The sequence below is a fragment of the Rouxiella sp. WC2420 genome, from assembly GCF_041200025.1.
GTDB lineage: Bacteria > Pseudomonadota > Gammaproteobacteria > Enterobacterales > Enterobacteriaceae > Rouxiella.
Genome location: NZ_CP165628.1, coordinates 741,923 through 761,794, shown reverse-complemented (window position 1 = coordinate 761,794; position 19,872 = coordinate 741,923). Strand labels below are relative to the sequence as shown.

The window sequence follows — 19,872 nt, the reverse complement described above, 5'->3', positions numbered from 1 at the left end:
TTTTCATCACGATACGGCTATTAAGATGAAGAAAATTTTAGCGTTGCTAGTGATCGCGCCTTTACTGATTTCCTGCTCGAGCCATAAGAATCAATTTAACGAAGCGTACGTCAAAGATACCAACGGTTTTGATATTTTGATGGGTCAATTTGCCCACAACATCGAAAACATCTGGGGCATTAATGAAGTTCTGATCGCGGGTCCAAAAGATTACGTAAAATATAGCGATCAGTATGAAACCCGCAGCCACATCAACTTTGAGGCGGGTACCATTACTATTGAAACAATTTCAGGTATCGATCCCACTGATAAACTGCGTCAGGCAATCGTCAAAACCTTGCTGGTTGGTGAAGATGCCAGCGGCGTAGACCTTTATTCCGACGCCAACGATATCCAGATCAGCAAAGAGCCGATGCTCTATGGTCAGGTGCTCGACAACACCGGGCAGCCGATCCGCTGGCAGGGTCGCGCCACCAGCTTTGCCGACTATCTGTTGCAATACAAGCTGCAACAGCGCCAGTCTGGCCTGCATATTATTTATTCCGTGACCATTCAGATGGTGCCAAACCACCTTGACAAACGTGCGCACAAATATCTGCCACTGGTGCGCGAAGCAGCAGCCAGATACGGCGTCGATCAATCGTTGATTCTGGCGATTATGCAGACCGAATCGGCATTTAACCCGTATGCGGTCAGTAATGCCGATGCTCTTGGGCTGATGCAGGTGGTGCAACACACTGCCGGTGCCGACGTATTCAGGTCTGAAGGTCACTGGGGTACGCCGAGCCGAAGCTATCTGTTTGATCCGGCTAATAACATTAATACTGGTACCGCCTATTTGGCCATTCTGCAAAACTCTTATCTCGCGGGTATCGCTAACCCTACAGCCAGGCGTTATGCGGTCATTACTGCCTATAACGGCGGTGCGGGAAGTGTGTTACGTGTGTTCTCGAGCGACAAGACTCAGGCATTCAATATTATCAATAACATGTCGGCAGGTGATGTTTACGATACGCTGATCAATCGCCATCCGTCCGCGGAATCGCGCCGTTATCTGTATAAAGTTAACAACACTCAGAGAAGCTATCGTCGGACTGACTAACGAAAATTTCTCGCCTAGTGAAACGGAGACCCTGTGGTCTCCGTTTTTTTTTGCCTCAAGCTCCCCCTTGCAACAGGCCGATGAGATAAATTTATTTTAATTTGGTCGAAATTTGAAAATAGCGGCCGGGAAATCGCTTTATAGTCATTCTGTATGCCTTTAACTAACGTAATGACGTAATTACTTCTTTCAGCTCGCCGATTGCTTCCGTCGGCATTGGTTCATGGATGGATCATGGTCATAAATAAAACCTCATCGCCTGCAATGCTGCGTTCGGTATCTGAATCTTCTATCTATCAATCTACTTGTGACAGTGATTCTACCCATTCGCTGGACTATCTGGATCTCGCGCAAGCCAGCCAACAATTAACCAACAAACTGCTTCTCGCCCTGCAACAGCCCAGTGAAGCTGAAATCACCGCCACGTTAGGAGCATTAAACGAGATTCTCATTGCGGCCGAAAGGCAGGAAAGCGATGATTCGTTTTCCACGTTATCGACTGACGCTCAGCTACTTTGCGACGAACTGAGTCACTATATTTTCGAAAACGAGGCACTGGTTGACTGCGAGTTGTGCAGCAGGCTACGAGATATCAATGACAGTAATCCGCCCCCCAAGAGCCACTACGAGGGATGCTGGATGCGATTAAAAAACGTGCTGTGCATGGCCGCTGACGGTGACGTATGCCGCTATCTGCACAACGCCAGAAATATCGCCGTGCGCACCGTGCTCTGCGTTGCGCTACCTACTCTGTTGCGGCAAATAGTCGCTTATGGAACTGAGTATATATTCAGTGAAGCTTCCCGATTTACTCTGGCGACTTTAGCAGGGACTTTGCCGTTAATCCTGAATCTGGCTGGCGGTGTTCGTGAGTATTTGCAGGGAACCAGTACGGCTGTCAGCACCTTCTCAAGAGCGCTAAATATTGGTGTTTCTGCTGCGGCAATGATTGCGGCAGCCTCGACAGGTGTATTAGCGGGATTAGCCTCAACAATGGTGTCCTTTCAGGCTTATAGCGTGATGCGAGAAGGAGCTCAGTCTTGTATTCGCTTAGACAATCACCTGCCGGTGAAAGCTATCAGTACTTTTGCCACTGCCGGAATGTATATTCCCAATCAGATAGCAACTTCGCTAACCATGTCAGCAATCGCCTCGCCGTCGGGAAGCGCGGCAGCACTGTTGCAGGCCAACTATCGCGACGTCTGGCTCAATGATTTGAGTCGTGCAGCGTTGAATACGCTGGGTGAGGCGGTAGATTTAAGCGTATTTAGTGGATTAAACGCGATGCAAAACAGGATTAAATTACGCAACGAACTAACTATAGGACTGCCGGACAAAAAGCACATGGCTGATACCTTTTTCAATGCCCTGGCCGCACGAATGGCGCTGATGAATACGCCGATCCTGGTCAGTACTGCGCTGAATACTGCTCTGGCCGAATATTTTGACAAGCACACGCTTGGACAGCTCGATGACATAATCTGCGCTGGCGTGCTCGGCTGCCTGTATCCCAGTTTTGTTGCGACCATCGTCGCTCATCCAGATAAACTCGACATATCAGACATATCGGAAGCCTGATTGCCGCATAAAAAAACGGAGCTCGAGAGCTCCGTTTTACTTTTTTAATCAGCCGAAATGCTTTATTCCGCGATGACATAACCCATGACGCGTTTCCAGCCCACGGTTTTTTCAACGTAAACACCCTGCAACTCTGGAGAGAAGCCCGGCAATATGTTGATGCCCTCTTCCAGCGCCATAAAGTAGCGCTGAACCGCGCCGCCCCAGAGTTCTCCCGGCACCACGCAAAGCACGCCCGGAGGATAAGGCAATGCCCCTTCCGCCGCGATACGCCCTTCGGCCTGGCTGATTGGCACCAGCTCAACGTTATCGCGAATAAATTCGCTGTGTGCGTCCTGCGCGTTCATCACAACCTGCGGGAAGCCCTTTTCGCGGAACATCTCTTTTTGCAGCTCTTTCACGTCAAAGCTGACATACAGATTGTGCATTTCCTGACACAGCTGACGAATAGTGTAATCGCGATAACGCTCTTCGTTTTTGCGATACACGGTCGGCAACACTTCGCTCAGCAAGGCATCGTCTTCAATGTAGCGCTCGAAACGGGCAATCTCTGCGACCAGATGCTGCATTTTCGCTGGCGTTTCGGCCGGCGTCAGCAGGAAAAGGATCGAGTTGAGGTCGCATTTTTCAGGAACAATGCCGTTTTCGCGCAAATAGTTGGCCAAAATCGTTGCCGGAATACCAAACTCGGTGTACTTACCGCTGCTGGCGTCAATGCCCGGCGTAGTCAGCAACAGCTTGCAAGGATCGACAAAATACTGCTTCTCGGCATAACCGGCAAAGGCGTGCCAACGCTCGCCAGGCACAAAATCAAAGAAGCGCACGTCGCTGGCCATCTGCTCGGTATCGTGATCTTGCCACGGCTTGCCGTCGATAACCGGCGGCACAAACGGCTGGATCATTTTGCACTGGTCAAGCAGCATTTTGCGGGTATCGATACCCAGTTTCACGCACTCCATCCACATGTGCCTGCCGCTGCCGCCTGCATGCATGCGCGCGTTGACATCCAGCGCGGCAAACAGCGGATAAAACGGGCTGGTCGAGGCGTGCATCATAAAGGCGTTATTGAGTTTTTTATGGCTGCAATGGCGCTTTTGACCCTTGATATGGTTGTCTTTTTTATGGATCTGCGAGGTCTGCGAGAACCCGGCCTGCTGCTTGTGCACCGATTGGGTCACAATAATCCCCGGATCGTTTTCGTTCAGATCCAGCAGCAGCGGCGAGCACTCTTTCATCATCGGAATGAATTGCTCATAGCCGACCCATGCAGAGTCAAACAGGATGTAATCACAAAGGTGGCCAATCTTCTCAACGACCTGACGGGCGTTATAAACCGTGCCGTCGTAGGTGCCAAGCTGGATAATTGCCAGGCGGAACGGGCGCTTTTCTGCCGCACGCTCTGGGGCAACTTCTTGAATTTGCTTGCGAAGGTAGCGCTCATCGAAACAAGCGGCATCAATACCTCCGATGAAACCAAACGGGTTACGCGCGGTTTCAAGATATACCGGCGTCGCACCGGCCTGAAGCAGAGCGCCGTGGTGGTTCGATTTATGGTTATTGCGGTCAAACAGCACCAGATCGCCGCGAGTTAGCAGCGCGTTGGTCACGACCTTGTTGGCAGCCGAGGTGCCATTCAGTACGAAATAGGTCTTGTCGGCGCTGAATACTTTTGCCGCATGCTTCTGCGCATCTTTGGCCGATCCTTCATGGATAAGTAAGTCACCGAGCTTAACGTCAGCGTTGCACATATCGGCACGAAAGATGTTTTCGCCAAAAAATTCAAAGAATTGGCGACCGGCAGGATGACGACGGAAAAATTCGCCCCCCTGATGTCCCGGACAGGCGAAGGTCGAATTTTCCATTTCGACGTATTTTTTAAGCGTGTCGAAAAACGGTGGGAATAATCCCTGCTCGTATTCGTCTGCAGCGGCTTCAAGCTGAGCGGCGTAGAACGCCTGGTTGGCATCGGCCAGCGCAAAAACGCCCTTCAGTGCCGAAAGATAATTTGGGGAAACCTGTTCCGCACCCTGTACTGCAACAAACGCGGGGATGCTGAATCCCAGAGCTTCGACTTCTGCCAGTCTGCCGTTATTAAGGTCATCCACGGAAATCACTATCGCCGCAACGTCGGTATAGTCGGCGTTTTCGAGGGCAACGACGCCGCGCGGTGTGTCGAGATGGGATGCCACGGAGGCGCTTGCTGCTATTTTTAACTGTTTCATATTACAGGACTCTCAAACGGTTAAGTAAGAGGGTGTGCCAACTGGCACGGCAATGAGCAGGTTTGTTTAAAGACACCGGCCCGGCAAAGTGACGTTAGCTAAGTGGTGGAAGTCCAGATTTAATCAGGCAAGGCTTATGATTAAGCCTAACTGTTACAGAACGATGTACCGTCTTAGCTACGTCTGATAGACATCAGTAAAATCAGAGCAACGCTCTATTTTTAATAATGCCTAACAGCAAGCAAAGGGTAGCCTTACCGCATGAAAGGATTTACAACGGGAGAAAAACAGGAAGTCGTGAGGTCACTGCACCCTGGCGTCATCATCAATGTTCTGTGGCACTTGCTGAAAGTGCAATGTGATAAACCGTTCATGTGCCGCAACCCTCTTGAGCTGTCGCGAAGAAAGAAAATAACGCGTCTGATTCAAATAAATCGGCGCAATAATCGCACCTTTTACCCTTGGGTTCAAGCCACAAACTTTATCAAAAAATGATTGGTTTTAAGGTCAAGATTAGCCGTTGAATCTTCAGTGAAAATCCAACGGCCAAGCCGTGTGGCAGGTAATAAAACTTTGCAGAATTAGCCAGATTTTCTCGCCGACTGATCTTTTAACTGGGCCACAAGTCGTTTACGCCTGCAAAGTATCCATATCGATAACGAACCGATATTTCACGTCGCTTTTAATCATCCGTTCATAGGCGTCGTTAATCTCGGGCATTTTGATCATCTCAATATCCGAGACAATGCCGTGCTCGCCGCAGAAATCGAGCATTTCCTGCGTTTCCTTGATGCTGCCAATTGCCGAACCGGTCACCGAGCGACGCCCCATGATCAGTGGCAAAGTGCTCAGCACTGGCGTGATGTCGCCCAGCAGTCCGACAAACACCAGCGTGCCATCCAAGGTCAGCGTTGGCATATACGGATTGATATCATGCTCATACGGAACCGTATCAATAATCAGGTCAAACTGGCCGCTGACGGCTTTCATCTGCTGATCATCGGTGGAGATCACAATATGCTGCGCGCCTAAACGACGAGCGTCATCCTCTTTGCCCGGCGAACGGGTAAAAAGCGTGACATCCGCACCGAGTGCATGGGCGAGTTTCAATGCCATATGCCCCAGCCCGCCAAGCCCGACAACGGCGACCTTACTGCCTTTGCCCACTTTAAAGTGACGCAGCGGCGACCAGGTGGTGATACCGGCACATAACAGCGGTGCCGCCCCTTTCAGATCCAGCCCGTCAGGCATTTTGAGAATGAAATCCTCAGACGCCAGAATAGTTTTGGAATAACCGCCGTAGGTTGGCAGGCCGTCATGACGATCAAAACCGTTGTAAGTCTGCACGCAGCCTTCCTGGCAATATTGTTCAATGCCGTGCTGACAGGGTTGGCAAACGCGGCAGGAATCAACCATACAGCCAATGCCGACGTTATCGCCCGCTTTGAATTTGGTGACGTTTTTCCCCACAGACTTCACACGCCCGACGACTTCGTGACCGGGGATCACCGGATACTGGCTGCCGCCCCAGTCGTTGCGCGCCTGATGCAAATCGGAATGACAGACGCCACAGTATAAAACGTCGACAACCACATCATCGTCTCGCGGACTGCGGCGGGTGAACTCAAACGCAGCCAGAGGAACTTTGGCAGACTGCGCGGCATAACCGAGTACTTTCATCGTCATGTTATTTCTCCTGATTTAGAGGCAACGTTTCAGGCTCGAAGAACCCGAAAGTATTATCACAGCACGTGCTTGTAGGACTTGACTTTTTGACGCAAAACTTGGGAGATGCCGCGTTGTTCGCAGCATAATTAGAGCTTTAAGCAGCAACCTTGTGAATCGCACCTCCACCTAAAATTAATTAAGGCAATGGAAAGGTAGCAGTGATCGGATGCCTGGTACAGGCAACTAGAAAGGTTAAATCTATGAGTTAAACTCATTAATCATGCAGCACCGATTGGCAATCAATTAACACTCCACGTGACGCATCATTGCAGCAATATTCCGTTCTTGATGTTATTAATCAAAAAACAAATCTGAGGATCTCAATGGCTGGTTTATTCTCCACCTTCAAACTGAAAGACGTCACCTTGCGCAACCGCATTGTCATCCCACCAATGTGCCAGTATAGCGCGGTTGACGGCCTGCCGAACGACTGGCACAGCGTGCATTACGCCAGTCTGGCGCGTGGTGGTGCTGGTCTGGTCATTGTCGAGGCAACGGCCGTTTCCCCCGAGGGGCGTATCACCCCCGGATGTCTGGGACTATGGAACGATGAACAGGCTGCACGCCTGGCGAAAATTGCTAAAGAGATCAAGGCTGCCGGTGCCGTACCGGGCATCCAGATTGGTCACGCGGGCCGTAAAGCCAGCGCCAATCTGCCGTGGGAAGGTGACGATCACATTCCTGCCGGTGACAGCCGCGCGTGGGAAACTATTGCCCCTTCAGCGGTCGCCTTTGGTGCCAACCTGCCAAAAGTGCCTCACGAAATGACGCTGGCTGACATTGAGCGCGTCAAGGCCGACTTCGTTGCAGCAACTCGTCGTGCCCGCGATGCCGGTTTTGAGTGGATTGAACTGCACTTTGCCCACGGTTATCTGGCACAGAGTTTCTTCTCGGTACATGCCAATAAACGTCAAGATGCCTATGGTGGCAACGTTGAAGGCCGCAGTCGTTTCCTGTTGGAAACATTGGCCGCTGTGCGCGAAGAATGGCCTGATAATCTGCCGCTGACCGCGCGTTTTGGCGTAATTGAGTATGACGGGCGTGATGAAGAAACCCTGCAAGAGGCGATTGATCTTACCAAAAAATTCCGCGCGGGCGGTCTGGACTTGCTCAGCGTCAGCATTGGCTTCTCGACTCCTGATTCCAATATTCCATGGGCCGCTGGCTTCCTGGCCCCTATCGCCGAGCGCGTCCGCAAAGAAGCACAGATTGCAGTGGCTTCGGCCTGGGGTATCGACTCACCGGTCATTGCCAATGATACAATCGAGAAAGATCAGCTGGACCTGGTGATGGTAGGCCGCGCGCATCTTGCTAATCCTAACTGGCCTTATCAGGCGGCAAAAGCGCTGCAAAAAGAACAGCCTTCATGGGTTCTGCCAGCGCCTTACGCTCACTGGCTTGAGCGTTATAAAACGGCTGAGTAAGCCGCCAGGAAATGAGAAACCCGTCAACTGGCGGGTTTTTTCTATTTAACGCTTAAAGCTCGTCAAACGGCACGCCGCCGCGCGACTTGTTGCTCTTTTTGGTTTCAACAATCGATACCACGACGCGTTCGGCATCAACCTCAAAAGAATCAACCACGGCTTCAGTAATCTTCTTCATCAGCTTTTTTTTCTGCTCATTGGAACGGCCTTCTACGGCATAAACCACGATTTCCAGCATCTTCATCTCCTATGCGCTGACCATTGCGGTCAAATAATAACCCATAAAAAATAATACACTAGCCATTAACCAACACTATTAATTTTAGTAACAATAATTGAACACTTTAACCAAAGGTTATGAAGGGATATTATGGGCAGATTCTAAAATGATTGCGCAAACATTACCCTTTTACGACGCAAGTCGGCTTATGTAACCTGTGGAAAATGCTTTGAATAACGAAAAAAACTCTAACAAAAATCCATCGCGATCCCCAACCCTTGAGGACGTAGCCAAAGCTTCGGGGCTCTCGCCGATGACCGTAAGTCGGGCGTTGAACAACCCTAAAGTCGTTCGCCCCGCAACGATTGCCCGCGTGCTGGAAGCCGTCAATCTCACCGGCTATATCCCCAATATGTTGGCCGGAGGTTTGGCGACCAAACGCACCAAACTGATTGCTGTGGTGGTGCCGCAAATCAATAACAACATGTTTGTTGACACCGTGCAGGCGATTGGCGATGAGCTGGCCTTGCGCGGCTATCACATGCTGCTGTGTATAGTCGGGTATGCCCCTGAATCAGAGACGGAAATTGTCGCAACCTTATTGTCGCGCCGCCCTGACGGCATTGTGCTGACCGGCATCCATCACACTTCCGAACTCAAACGCATTATTTTGAATGCCAATATTCCGGTGGTGGAAATCTGGGATCTCACCCCGACACCGCTGGATATGCTGATTGGATTTTCACATGAAAAAATCGGTCACGCGATTGGTGACTACTTCCTTAAGCAGGGCTTTAGCCGGTTTGGTTTTATTACAGCCAGCGACCGCCGCGCGCAGGTGCGTAATAAAGGTGCAGTTGAAGTCCTGAGCAGAAACTCTGATCACCTGATCCGCGAAATCACCGTGCCAGCCCCGGCGAATATGGCGGTAGGCCGCAGCGCTTTTCGCGAGTTGATTCAACAAGGCCTGCAGTTTGATGCCATTATTTGTACCTCAGATACGTTGGCGCAGGGCGTGATCATGGAAGCCGAAGCTCAGGGGCTAAGCGTGCCTGCGGATCTCAAGGTGATTGGTTTCGCCGACTTAAATTTTGCTGCCCACAATAGACCTGCTATCACCACCGTGAGTGTCGATAAAGAAAAGATAGGCCAGCAGGCCGCCACCATGCTGGCCGATAAAATTGAAGGCTACGAAATATCCGAGAACGTGGTCGATACTGGTTTTACACTCATCGTTCGTGAATCAGCATGAGTCGTTAAGTTTTATCCGCCTGTTCCAACTCAGGAATAGGCGAAGTATTTACCCCCACCTTTAGTAGAATTCCTCCCCTGAATTTAAAATCATCCTGTAGGCTTCCTTATTAATGGTCAATATCATTAATTAACCAGAATACGCCCTCGGTTATTTACCTTTAATTGAAAACCATTCTTATTTGTTTATTTTGTTAGAAATGTTAGCTAACAAAACCAACATTTAATAACAGTGAATTTCATTGTGAAATTATATTAAAGGAAGATAAATCAAAATTAAAATATGTACCAAATGGAACATCATGATACCTGAATACTTTATTTAATACTAAATTCACCAACAAGAGGCATTAAAATAAATCCATATAAAACAATAAAATACAAATAAAAACAGCTTTAATTAAAGCAGGAAGATTTAAGCACCCATAATTAGCATGGAATTTAATAATTTATTTTTAATGTAGCAGTGATATTATAAATTTGTACCCAAACAACAATAAAAACTAACCCCTTTCTAACATTTAAACATGTGAGAGTTGTAATGCTATGCTTCTTCAAAAGAAAACTACTCGTCGTAAATTCTTACTAGGGTCAGTAATGGCTTTGCCTGTGAGTGCAGTCATTATGAAAGGATTCACTGCTGCACAAGCAGCAGAAATGGCAGCACCTGAATTAAGCGATTACAAGCCAGTATTTTTTAGCGCCGATGAATGGCAATTTATTATGGCCGCTGCCGATCGTCTGATCCCGGCTGGCGGTAAAGGTAAAGCCCCGGGCGCACTGGAAACTAACGTGCCTGTTTTTATCGATCAGCAAATGCACGGCGAATTTGGTGAAGAGATCTATATGCAGGGACCTTTTAACGTCCACGCCCCTGCCACTATGGGCTACCAATTACCCTATCGCCCGCAGCAAATCTATAAAATTGGCATCCGACTCGCCAATAGCTGGTGCCAGCAAAATCATCAAAAAGCCTTCCACGAATTGTCTGAAAAAGATAAAGACGACGCCCTGACTCAGTTGCAGAAAAACGGTATTAAATTCGCCGACATGGGCGAGGAGTCTCTGCTGGCTTCGCAATTCTTCAGCGAATTGCTCTCCGATACCAAACATGGCTATCTCGCAGACCCGATTTACGGCGGTAATAAAGGCATGAAAGCCTGGATAGCCATCGGATTCCCAGGGGCGCGAGCCAGCTACACGGAATGGGTCAAGCAGCACAATATCCCTTACCCATTGGGTCCTGTCAGTCTGGCTGGTGCACGCGCCTAACAGACCTGACTGTATTCCAACTTTCCGTTTTTGATGATTTGACAGGATTAATGATGGCACAAGTAACTAAAGAAGAAGTCGACGTCGTTGTTGTCGGCCTGGGCTGGGCTGGCTCGCTGATGAGTATCGAGCTGGCGATGGCAGGACTGAAAGTCCGTGCCTTGGAGCGCGGGGGCGATCGCGGCTATGAAGAGTTCGCCTACCCAAAACCAGCAGATGAATACGCTTACGCGGTCAGAAATAAAGTGATGGCGACTCCGGCAGAGGCCGCAGTTACCGTTCGCTATAATATGAGCGAAACCGCGCTGCCAACCCGAAAATGGGGCGCTTTTGCACCAGGTACCGGCGTTGGTGGATCGGGCCTGCACTGGACGGCGGTACTGATCCGCCCCACACCAACCGATTTGAAACTCAAAACTTATGCCGATCAGGCCTACAAGCCGGGGATCTTGCAGGAAGACATGCGGATCATGGACTTCCCGTTCACCTGGGACGAGATCGAGCCTTATTACACTAAGTTCGAGCACATCTGCGGGCAGTCAGGAAAAACCGGCAACCTGCGCGGGAAAATCATGGAAGGTGGCGATCCGTTTGAAGGCCCACGTTCTGAACCGTTTCCCCTTCCCGCGCTGGAAGATACTCTCAACAGCAGCATGTTTGCTGACGTGGCAAAGAAAATGGGTTATCACCCGTTTCCAAATCCGTCGGCCTGCGTTTCGCGCGCCTGGACCAATCCTTACGGCAACCAGATCGCTCCCTGCAACTATTGCGGCTATTGCAGTAAATATCCTTGCCTGAACTACTCTAAAGCCTCGCCACAAACTGCGGTGATGGACGCACTAAAGCGCATGGAAAACTTCTCTTACGAAGTTCACGCCAACGTACTGAAAGTGGTGCTGCACGACGATAAAAAGACGGCCAAAGGCGTTATCTATATGGACGCACAGGGCAACGAGTGCTTCCAGCCGGCAAAAATTGTGGTGCTGAGCAGCTTCCAATTCTGCAACGTGCGGCTGATGCTGCTGTCCGGGATCGGCAAGCCTTACAACCCGATCACCGAGGAAGGCGTGGTGGGTCGCAACTATGCATTCTTGAGCAACGGCGGCTCGACGCTGTTCTTCAAAGACAAAAACTTCAATCCGTTTGCAACCGCTGGCGCGACCGGGCAAATGATCAACGATATCTCTCCGGGCAACTACGACGGTCCTGGCCTTGGCTTTATCGGCGGTGCAAAGATCCACAGTTCCCAGGCTACCGGCACACCTATCAGCACCGCGTTGCCAAAAGGCACGCCGAGCTGGGGAACCGGCTGGAAAGAAGGGATGGAAGATTGGTACGGCCATTCGATGAAGATAAGTATCACCACTACCTGCCAGTCTTATCGCGATATTTATCTCGACCTGGATCCGAACTACAAAGATGAATACGGCATGCCGCTGCTGCGTATGACTTTCGACTGGAAGCAGAATGAACTCAAACTGCAGCAGTACCTGAAAGGCATCGTCGGCAATATCACCAAAGAGTTAAATCCAGACAGCTACAGCGAAAGCTTCCTGCCGATGGATGCTCACTTTGATCTGACCAAATACGTGTCGACTCACAACGTTGGCGGTGCGGTGATGGGCGATAACCCAAAAACCTCGGCGCTGAATAAGTACCTGCAAAGTTGGGACGTACACAACGTCTTTGTGCCGGGCGGCAATGCTTTCCCGCAAAACTTCCAGGCCAACCCAACCGACACTATCGGAGCGATCACTCTGATGGCCGCACAGGCAATTAAAGATCACTATCTGAAAAATCCCGGCCCACTGGTACAGGTATAAGTGACATGAACATGATGAATTTAAAACGCTTTTTTATTGCTAACGTCGTGTTGATGGGCACGGGCTTTATGGCACATGCGCAGGCCGACGACGCTCAGTTGATTAAACAGGGTGAATACATTTCTCGCCTCGGAGACTGCGGCGCATGCCATACCGTCGCGGGCAAGCCGGCCTTTTCCGGCGGGCTGGCGATTAAGTCAGATTTAGGCACTATTTATTCGACCAATATCACGCCGGACAAAGACCACGGCATCGGAGGTTACAACGAGCAGCAGTTCGCCGATGCGGTGCGCAAAGGCGTATTGCCCGACGGCACCCGCCTTTATCCTGCGATGCCTTATCCTGATTATGCCAAAATCAACGATGAAGATATGCATGCGCTCTACACCTACTTTATGCAGGGCGTGAAACCGAGTGCGGAAGAACCCTCAAAAACCGATTTGAGCTTCCCGTTCAACCAACGTTGGGGGATGCGTTTCTGGAACTGGGCATTTACTTCCGACAAACCATTCAAGCCGATTGAAGGTGCGTCTGCAGAAGTAAATCGCGGAGCCTATCTGGTTGAAGGCCTCGGTCACTGCGGCAGCTGCCACACGCCGCGCGGGCTGGGAATGAACGAAAAAGCCCTCGACAGCAGCGATGCCAAGTTCTTGGCAGGCGGCAGTCTCAACGGTTGGGAAGTGCCCTCTTTGCGCGGTGTTGCTCACTGGAATGAACAAGAAATCGTTGATTATCTTGGTAAAGGCCGCAATGACAAAGCAGCGGTTGGCGGGGAAATGACTTCAGTTGTCGAGAATAGCACCGGTTATATGACTGATGCAGACCTCAAAGCTATCGCGGCTTATGTGAAGTATTTAGGCGGTAATCCACCGGTTCCAGCAGCCAATGTTCAGGCTGCCAGCACGACCGAGGCCAAGCTAACGACAGCCAAAAATCTTAGCGTAGGTGAACGTTTGTATCTCGACAACTGCGGTGCATGCCACTTTGTCACCGGTAAGGGTGCGCCGGGCGTGTTCCCACAGCTGGATCAGGCGACAATCGTCAACGCTCAGGATCCTACCGGCCTAATCCACACAATTCTGGCCGGGGCTCAGCAACCTTCTACCGCGCGGGCACCTTCAACGTTGGCAATGCCAGGCTTTGCGGCTCGGCTATCAGATGATGACGTCGCGCAGCTATCTACCTTTATCCGCCAAGGCTGGAGTAACAAAGCGCCATCAGTTACAGCGGATCAGGTCAGTAAGGTTAGAAAAACTCTGGAAAAATAAGTCCCTAAGCGGATGGAATGAGACTGGTTATAAACTTCAAAAATAGCTCTTGTAAAGTTCGCTGAATTTCTAGCCAGTTTAATTAGCACCTCACGGCCACCTTAACGGGGGCCGTTTTTTTATGCAGCCTCCCCAGCGTGAGATGGCTCACAAAGCTCTCATGCGCAGCAGATTTTTCTATGTTAGCAGCGTCTCTTTACCTCTTTATCAGGATTATTAGCGTTAAATTAAGCCAATAACCCATCGGGGGAAAAGAGGTGGATCGTGCCAAAACTTAATAATAATTATTTCATGTGTTGCCTGTTCTTTTTATTCTTCTTTATTGGCTGGGGAAGTTGTTATCCCTATTTGTCATTATGGCTAACGGATACTATTGGCATAGATTATGCTGATGTAGGGTTAGTTTATTCTTTTACTGCTATTGTTTCTGTCTGCGTGCAGCCTATTTTTGGTTTTATCGCCGACAAGTTGATATTCAGAAAAAATCTAATGTGGATGCTAGCAATAATAGTCACACTTTTTGCACCTTACTGGATCTGGATCTTTGCACCGCTGCTAAAATATAACGTTATTCTCGGTGCATTTGCCGGTGGGGTATATATTGGCTTTGCCTTTGGTGCAGGCTGTGGTGTGTGCGAAGCTTACATTGATAAAGTCAGCCGCATGAGCGGTTTTGAGTTTGGTAAAGCTCGAATGTTTGGCGGTATTGGCGCTGCGATCGCCACATTTCTGGCTGGAATACTCTACGGCATCGATCAGAATTACATTTTCTGGATGGCAAGCCTGGCAGGTGTAGTATTACTGTTTATTGTCTGGAAGACCAACCCAAAGATTTCAATTGCAGATGCCGCGCAAGGCACCAAACGGGCTCCGGTTACTTTACGCGACGTCCGTAATTTACTGAAAATGCGAAAATTCTGGTTCTTCGCACTCTACATGATTGGCGTTGGAGCCGTCTATGAGACCTACGACCAGCAATTCGCTATTTACTATAGCCACTTTTTTTCAACTAAGGCCCGTGGCGCGGAAGTATTCGGTTATCTGTATACGGCGCAAATATTCCTCGACGCCATCGTCATGTTCTTCTCGCCGTGGTTCGTAAACAAAATCGGCCCTAAAAATGCGCTTATTTATTGTGGCTTGATTATGAGTTTACGAATCATTGGCTCTGCTTACGCAGTCGGACCTGTCTCTATCAGCGCGGTTAAAATGCTGCATGGTTTTGAAAGCTCTGTATTTCTGGTTGCCGGATTAAAATATATTTCCAAAAACTTTAATCCCTGGTTATCAGCAACAGTGTATTTAATTGGCTTTCAATTTTCGAAACGATTTAGCGAAATATTTCTGTCCAGCGCCATTGGTCATATGTATAAAAACTTTGGTTTTGCCGACAGCTATCTAGTGCTTGGATTCATTGCATTCTCATTCACACTAATTTCCTATTTTACTCTGGATAAAACACGCGTTTTCATTCATCAAAAGACAATCACTGAATAATATCAGGAGGCAGTATGTCGAAGATTTACTATGGTGTTGCTTATTATGACGAATATATGCCAGAGGACAGGCTGGCAGCAGATATTAGCATGATGAAAGAAGCTGGCATTAACATCGTGCGTATTGCGGAATCAACCTGGAGCACCTTGGAACCGCAGGAAGGGGAATACTGTTTTTATCATATTGATCGGGTACTTAATGCCATGCATGAGGCTGGTATTGCTGTCATCATCGGCACGCCAACCTATGCCATTCCTTCATGGCTGGCCCGTAAACACCCAGAAGTGATGGTCACCACGCTTAAAGGCCAGGAAAAATATGGCCGTCGACAAATCATGGATATCGTCAGTCCGGTATTTCTTCGCTATGCGGAAAATATCATCCGCGTACTGCTGAAACATGTTCATTCTCACCCAGCAATTGTCGGCTATCAGCTAGATAATGAAACCAAGCATTACGATAATGTCGGTCCGGTAATGCAGCAAAAATTTATCGCCAATCTGCGGCAGCGTTATCCCGATTTGAACCAGCTGAATAAAGACTTCGGGCTTGATTACTGGAGTAATCGTATAGATAACTGGGAGGATTTTCCTCCTGTAGAATCAACGATCAATGCTAGCCTTGGCTGTGCGTTTTCAGCCTTTCAGCGTAAAACCGTTACCGAGTATCTGGCATGGCAGAGTCAGATCGTTAGAGAATATTCTCGCCCTGAACAGTTTATTACCCACAATTTCGATTTTGAATGGCGCGGTTTTTCTTACGGCGTTCAGCCTCGCGTCGATCATTTTGAGGCAGCCAAATCATTAACGATTGCCGGGGTAGATATATATCACCCTTCACAGGAGCAGCTTACTGGGCGTGAGATTTCATTTGGTGGCGATATCGCCCGAGCATTAAAAAAGGGAGCCGGATATTTAGTACTTGAAACCGAGGCTCAGGGATTTGCCCAATGGACTCCCTTCCCTGGCCAGCTTCGCCTGCAAGCCTTTAGTCATATTGCTTCAGGCGCGAAAATGGTTTCATACTGGCACTGGCACTCAATCCACAATTCTTTTGAAACCTATTGGAAAGGATTACTCAGCCACGACTTCGCACCCAATCCTACATATCTTGAAGCCAAAACCATTGGGGCAGACCTCGCCAGATTAGCCGACCATTTTGATGGCATGAAAATGAATAACGACGTGGCCATTCTGGTTAGCAATCAAGCGATGGATGCCGTGAACTGGTTCAAGCCCGGTGATGCACAAACTAACGTTTACAACGATGTATTTCGCCGATTTTACGATGCGCTTTATGACAGCAATATCTCGGTAGATATCATCAATGATGTCGATTCAGCCTGTTCACGTTATCGGGTAATTGTCATTCCTGCCCTTTACGCCGCCGATGATGCACTTTTAACACGTATTAATCATTATGTGGAATCTGGCGGCAATGTGCTTATCGGTTTCAAAAGTGGTTTCAGCGATCAGAATGTTAAAGTCAGAACAGTAAAACAGCCCGGTATACTGAATGAAAGTTGCCGAGTGAGCTACAGCCAATTTGTTCTACCTCAGAATGTAGGTTTTAAAAGCTGTGCAGCCGATTTTGAGATAGATGCTGAAGAACGGGCTGAATTATGGATGGAACTATTAACCGCCAATGATTCTGATCAAGTAAAGGTACTTGCAACCTATCAGCATCCTAATTGGGGGAAATATGCCGCAATAACGGAATCACGATACGGAAAAGGTTCAGCAATCTATATAGGCTGCCTGAGCAGTAAAACCGTGATTTCACAGCTGATAATGCGCTTTGGCAAACAGACCACGCTATCATCTTGCCACTCGGCTCACAGTTTTCCAATCATTGTTAAAAAGGCCGTAGCCAAGGATGGTCAAACCCTGACATTCTATTTTAACTATTCTGAAGATGCGCAGCAGATCCAGACGCCCGAGAATGCAGTTTGCCTAATAGGTGACCATATAGCGAATGCCGCCAACTATCAGCAAATTGAACCTTGGGGATTACGTATTTTCCTGTCAGATATTTAGTACTCAATAATTCTCTTACCGGCAACCGAGCAGGACACAATGGAATTAAACCCGCAGGATATGGTGAGCTATTCACCTCTAATGAAAAGCTTTACTTTCAATGCCTATCTGGTTGCCGGTTATACCCCTATTTCGCGAGCCAGCCAGCTCGATTTTTATATTAATCGCCCTGGAGGAATGAAAGGTTATATCCTGCATTTGACGCTAAGGGGAGAAGGAAGGATCAAAGCAGGCAATCGTTATATCACCAGCCGTATAAACGACCTATTCCTTTTCCCACCTGATGTAGCCCACTACTACGGACGTGCAGAAACGAGTGAACACTGGGATCACTTATGGATCTATTTCGATCCACGTCCCTATTGGCTCGATTGGCTACGCTGGGACAGGTTAGAAGATCATATTGGTATAACCCATCTTCATGCCCCTGCATTGTCCGAGATTATTCAGAGCTGTTTTTGGGAAGTTATCCAGCAGAATGCCAGCAATGAATTACTGAGCGAAGCACTGGCAATGAACGCACTCGAACGGCTAATTATATCGTGCTTTAAACTACAACCTTTATCCAACCACCAAAGTCTCGATCCACGAATTAGTACCCTATGCCATTATATCACCGAGCATATAGTCGAGGATCTGAACATTGAACATCTGGCAAAACAGGTTTTTCTCTCTCCCTCACGATTGGCTCATTTGTTTAAAGATCAAATGCAGGAAACTATCTTTGCATGGCGTGAGAAACAGCGTGTTAACCGCGCCAGAAACCTGCTCCAGTCCACGCATCTGACCATCGGCCAAGTTTCTCAGGCGGTAGGTTATGAGGATGCACTTTATTTTTCACGCATTTTCAGGCATCACGTCGGAGTCAGTCCGCGTCAATATAAAAAACGTTATGAACATATGATCTCTATTTAGTAGGATTACTTCTTTGATTTTTTATAAGCTTTTCACATGGGAACCTTTTTCTTGGCATTAAAAATCATAAGTAATCATCACAATAATATACGCAAACAGTTTAACAATTAGGCTAATTATAACGATCTTATATTAACCCCAATAAAACGTTAATTTTAATAAGTTATTTTCGCAGCCTTAATATTAACTTGCTGGTACACTGCTCGCGGGTGCTCTGGATCTTTTTGTCCCGAGCATGATGTCCTGTTTTATACGTTTAGTATTTGCTGTAACCGGTATGCGGAAGACAAAAAGAGAAAAGCCCCGAATTGAAATTAATCAAAACGAGGCCTACTCGATGCGTCAGAAACATCAGGTTAGCCTCTTACCCGCCGAAAGGCAAGGAGTCGGAGTCTATGATGCTGCAAATCCCCAAACTACTTAATCGGATGATCATCTTTATATTGTTCATTATCTTTATATTGGTGGCGAGTAATAGGCTGTGCTTATTACGTATTTCATTAGGCAGCTGCGAGATTGAGGCCATGATGGCCTGCGGTTCTTAACGGTAAGGCAACCCAAAGGCGGGAGTTTTCTCCCGCCCGATGGTGCGAAAGCATGGATTCAAGAGCACCCCTTTTCAGACAATTTGCAGTAAAAAAAGCCCCGACAGTCAATCTGCCGAGGCTTTAATTATTTAACTAACAGCCAAAATCTATTTATTACCCAAGGCATAATTAATAAAACCGTCACTGTAGAGATCATGCCGCTTTTAAAATTAAAAATAATTATCACAATAATATATGCGAACAGTTTAACGATTAGGTTAATTAGAACGATCTTATATTAACCCTAATAAAACGTTAATTTTAATAAGTTATTTTCGCAGCCTTGATATTAACTTGCTGGTACACTGCTCGCGGGTGCTCTGGATCTTTTTGTCCCGAGCATGATGTCCTGTTTTATACGTTTAGTATTTGCTGTAACCGGTATGCGGAAGACAAAAAGAGAAAAGCCCCGAATTGAAATTAATCAAAACGAGGCCTACTCGATGCATGAGAAACATCAGGTTAGCCTCTTACCCGCCGAAAGGCAAGGAGTCGGAGTCTATGATGCTGCAAATCCCCAAACTACTTAATCGGATGATCATCTTTATATTGTTCATTATCTTTATATTAGTAGAAGACAGTTTAACGATTAGGTTAATTAGAACGATCTTATATTAACCCCTATAAAACGTTAATTTTAATAAGTTATTTTCGCAGCCTTGATATTAACTTGCTGGTACACTGCTCTTGGGTGCTCTGGATCTTTTTGTCCCGAGCATGATGTCCTGTTTTATACGTTTAGTATTTGCTGTAACCGGTATGCGGAAGACAAAAAGAGAAAAGCCCCGAATTGAAATTAATCAAAACGAGGCCTACTCGATGCGTCAGAAACATCAGGTTAGCCTCATACCCGCCGAAAGGCAAGGAGTCGGAGTCTATGATGCTGCAAATCCCCAAACTACTTAATCGGATGATCATCTTTATATTGTTAATTATCTTTATATTGGTG

The 19,872-nt window shown here is 48.0% G+C and carries 13 protein-coding genes; 10 read left to right on the top strand and 3 right to left on the bottom strand.

Annotated elements, in window-relative coordinates:
• The first annotated feature begins 25 nt into the window (after positions 1-25).
• Together mltC and AB3G37_RS03620 are read left to right on the top strand one after the other, a co-directional pair.
• Complete coding sequence (gene mltC / locus AB3G37_RS03625) at positions 26-1,102, top strand: membrane-bound lytic murein transglycosylase MltC (protein WP_009638917.1); 1,077 nt, start codon at positions 26-28, stop codon at positions 1,100-1,102.
• Positions 1,103-1,336: 234 nt separating this feature from the next.
• The gene (locus AB3G37_RS03620; RefSeq protein WP_369789738.1) at positions 1,337-2,680 is read left to right on the top strand and encodes a hypothetical protein; all 1,344 of its coding nucleotides are present in this window, start codon (positions 1,337-1,339) and stop codon (positions 2,678-2,680) included.
• Between the two features lie 62 nt (positions 2,681-2,742).
• Here the strand turns inward: AB3G37_RS03620 and speF are convergent, their stop codons facing one another.
• Both speF and AB3G37_RS03610 read right to left on the bottom strand, forming a co-directional pair.
• Positions 2,743-4,902, bottom strand: coding sequence for an ornithine decarboxylase SpeF (speF, locus tag AB3G37_RS03615; RefSeq protein WP_369789737.1), 2,160 nt, complete (start codon positions 4,900-4,902; stop codon positions 2,743-2,745).
• A 630-nt stretch (positions 4,903-5,532) separates the two neighbouring features.
• Positions 5,533-6,588 (bottom strand): NAD(P)-dependent alcohol dehydrogenase, encoded by a 1,056-nt coding sequence (locus AB3G37_RS03610; RefSeq protein ID WP_369789736.1) that lies wholly within the window; start codon positions 6,586-6,588, stop codon positions 5,533-5,535.
• A 365-nt stretch (positions 6,589-6,953) separates the two neighbouring features.
• On the opposite strand from AB3G37_RS03610, the gene AB3G37_RS03605 reads away from it, so the two are divergent.
• A complete protein-coding gene (locus AB3G37_RS03605) occupies positions 6,954-8,054 on the top strand; it encodes an NADH:flavin oxidoreductase/NADH oxidase (RefSeq protein WP_009638921.1) in 1,101 nt (366 codons plus the stop codon).
• Between the two features lie 52 nt (positions 8,055-8,106).
• On the opposite strand, the gene AB3G37_RS03600 is transcribed toward AB3G37_RS03605, so the two are convergent.
• Positions 8,107-8,292, bottom strand: a complete 186-nt coding sequence (locus AB3G37_RS03600) for a 4-oxalocrotonate tautomerase family protein (protein ID WP_369789735.1) — start codon at positions 8,290-8,292, stop codon at positions 8,107-8,109.
• A gap of 211 nt (positions 8,293-8,503) precedes the next feature.
• Between AB3G37_RS03600 and AB3G37_RS03595 the strand changes: the two genes are divergently transcribed.
• From AB3G37_RS03595 to araC, 7 genes are all read left to right on the top strand, one after another.
• The gene (locus AB3G37_RS03595) at positions 8,504-9,526 is read left to right on the top strand and encodes a LacI family DNA-binding transcriptional regulator (RefSeq protein WP_369789734.1); all 1,023 of its coding nucleotides are present in this window, start codon (positions 8,504-8,506) and stop codon (positions 9,524-9,526) included.
• Between the two features lie 545 nt (positions 9,527-10,071).
• Positions 10,072-10,797, top strand: a complete 726-nt coding sequence (locus AB3G37_RS03590; RefSeq protein ID WP_037379403.1) for a gluconate 2-dehydrogenase subunit 3 family protein — start codon at positions 10,072-10,074, stop codon at positions 10,795-10,797.
• A 53-nt stretch (positions 10,798-10,850) separates the two neighbouring features.
• The gene (locus tag AB3G37_RS03585) at positions 10,851-12,620 is read left to right on the top strand and encodes a GMC family oxidoreductase (protein WP_369790885.1); all 1,770 of its coding nucleotides are present in this window, start codon (positions 10,851-10,853) and stop codon (positions 12,618-12,620) included.
• A gap of 14 nt (positions 12,621-12,634) precedes the next feature.
• Entirely contained in the window at positions 12,635-13,888 is a 1,254-nt protein-coding gene (locus AB3G37_RS03580) for a cytochrome c (protein WP_369790884.1), read from the top strand.
• Positions 13,889-14,179: 291 nt separating this feature from the next.
• A complete protein-coding gene (locus tag AB3G37_RS03575; RefSeq protein WP_369790883.1) occupies positions 14,180-15,385 on the top strand; it encodes an oligosaccharide MFS transporter in 1,206 nt (401 codons plus the stop codon).
• A gap of 14 nt (positions 15,386-15,399) precedes the next feature.
• On the top strand, positions 15,400-17,421 hold the full coding sequence (locus AB3G37_RS03570) for a beta-galactosidase (protein WP_369789733.1): 2,022 nt from the start codon (positions 15,400-15,402) through the stop codon (positions 17,419-17,421).
• Between the two features lie 39 nt (positions 17,422-17,460).
• A complete protein-coding gene (araC, locus tag AB3G37_RS03565) occupies positions 17,461-18,336 on the top strand; it encodes an arabinose operon transcriptional regulator AraC (protein ID WP_369789732.1) in 876 nt (291 codons plus the stop codon).
• The last annotated feature ends 1,536 nt before the right edge of the window (positions 18,337-19,872 follow it).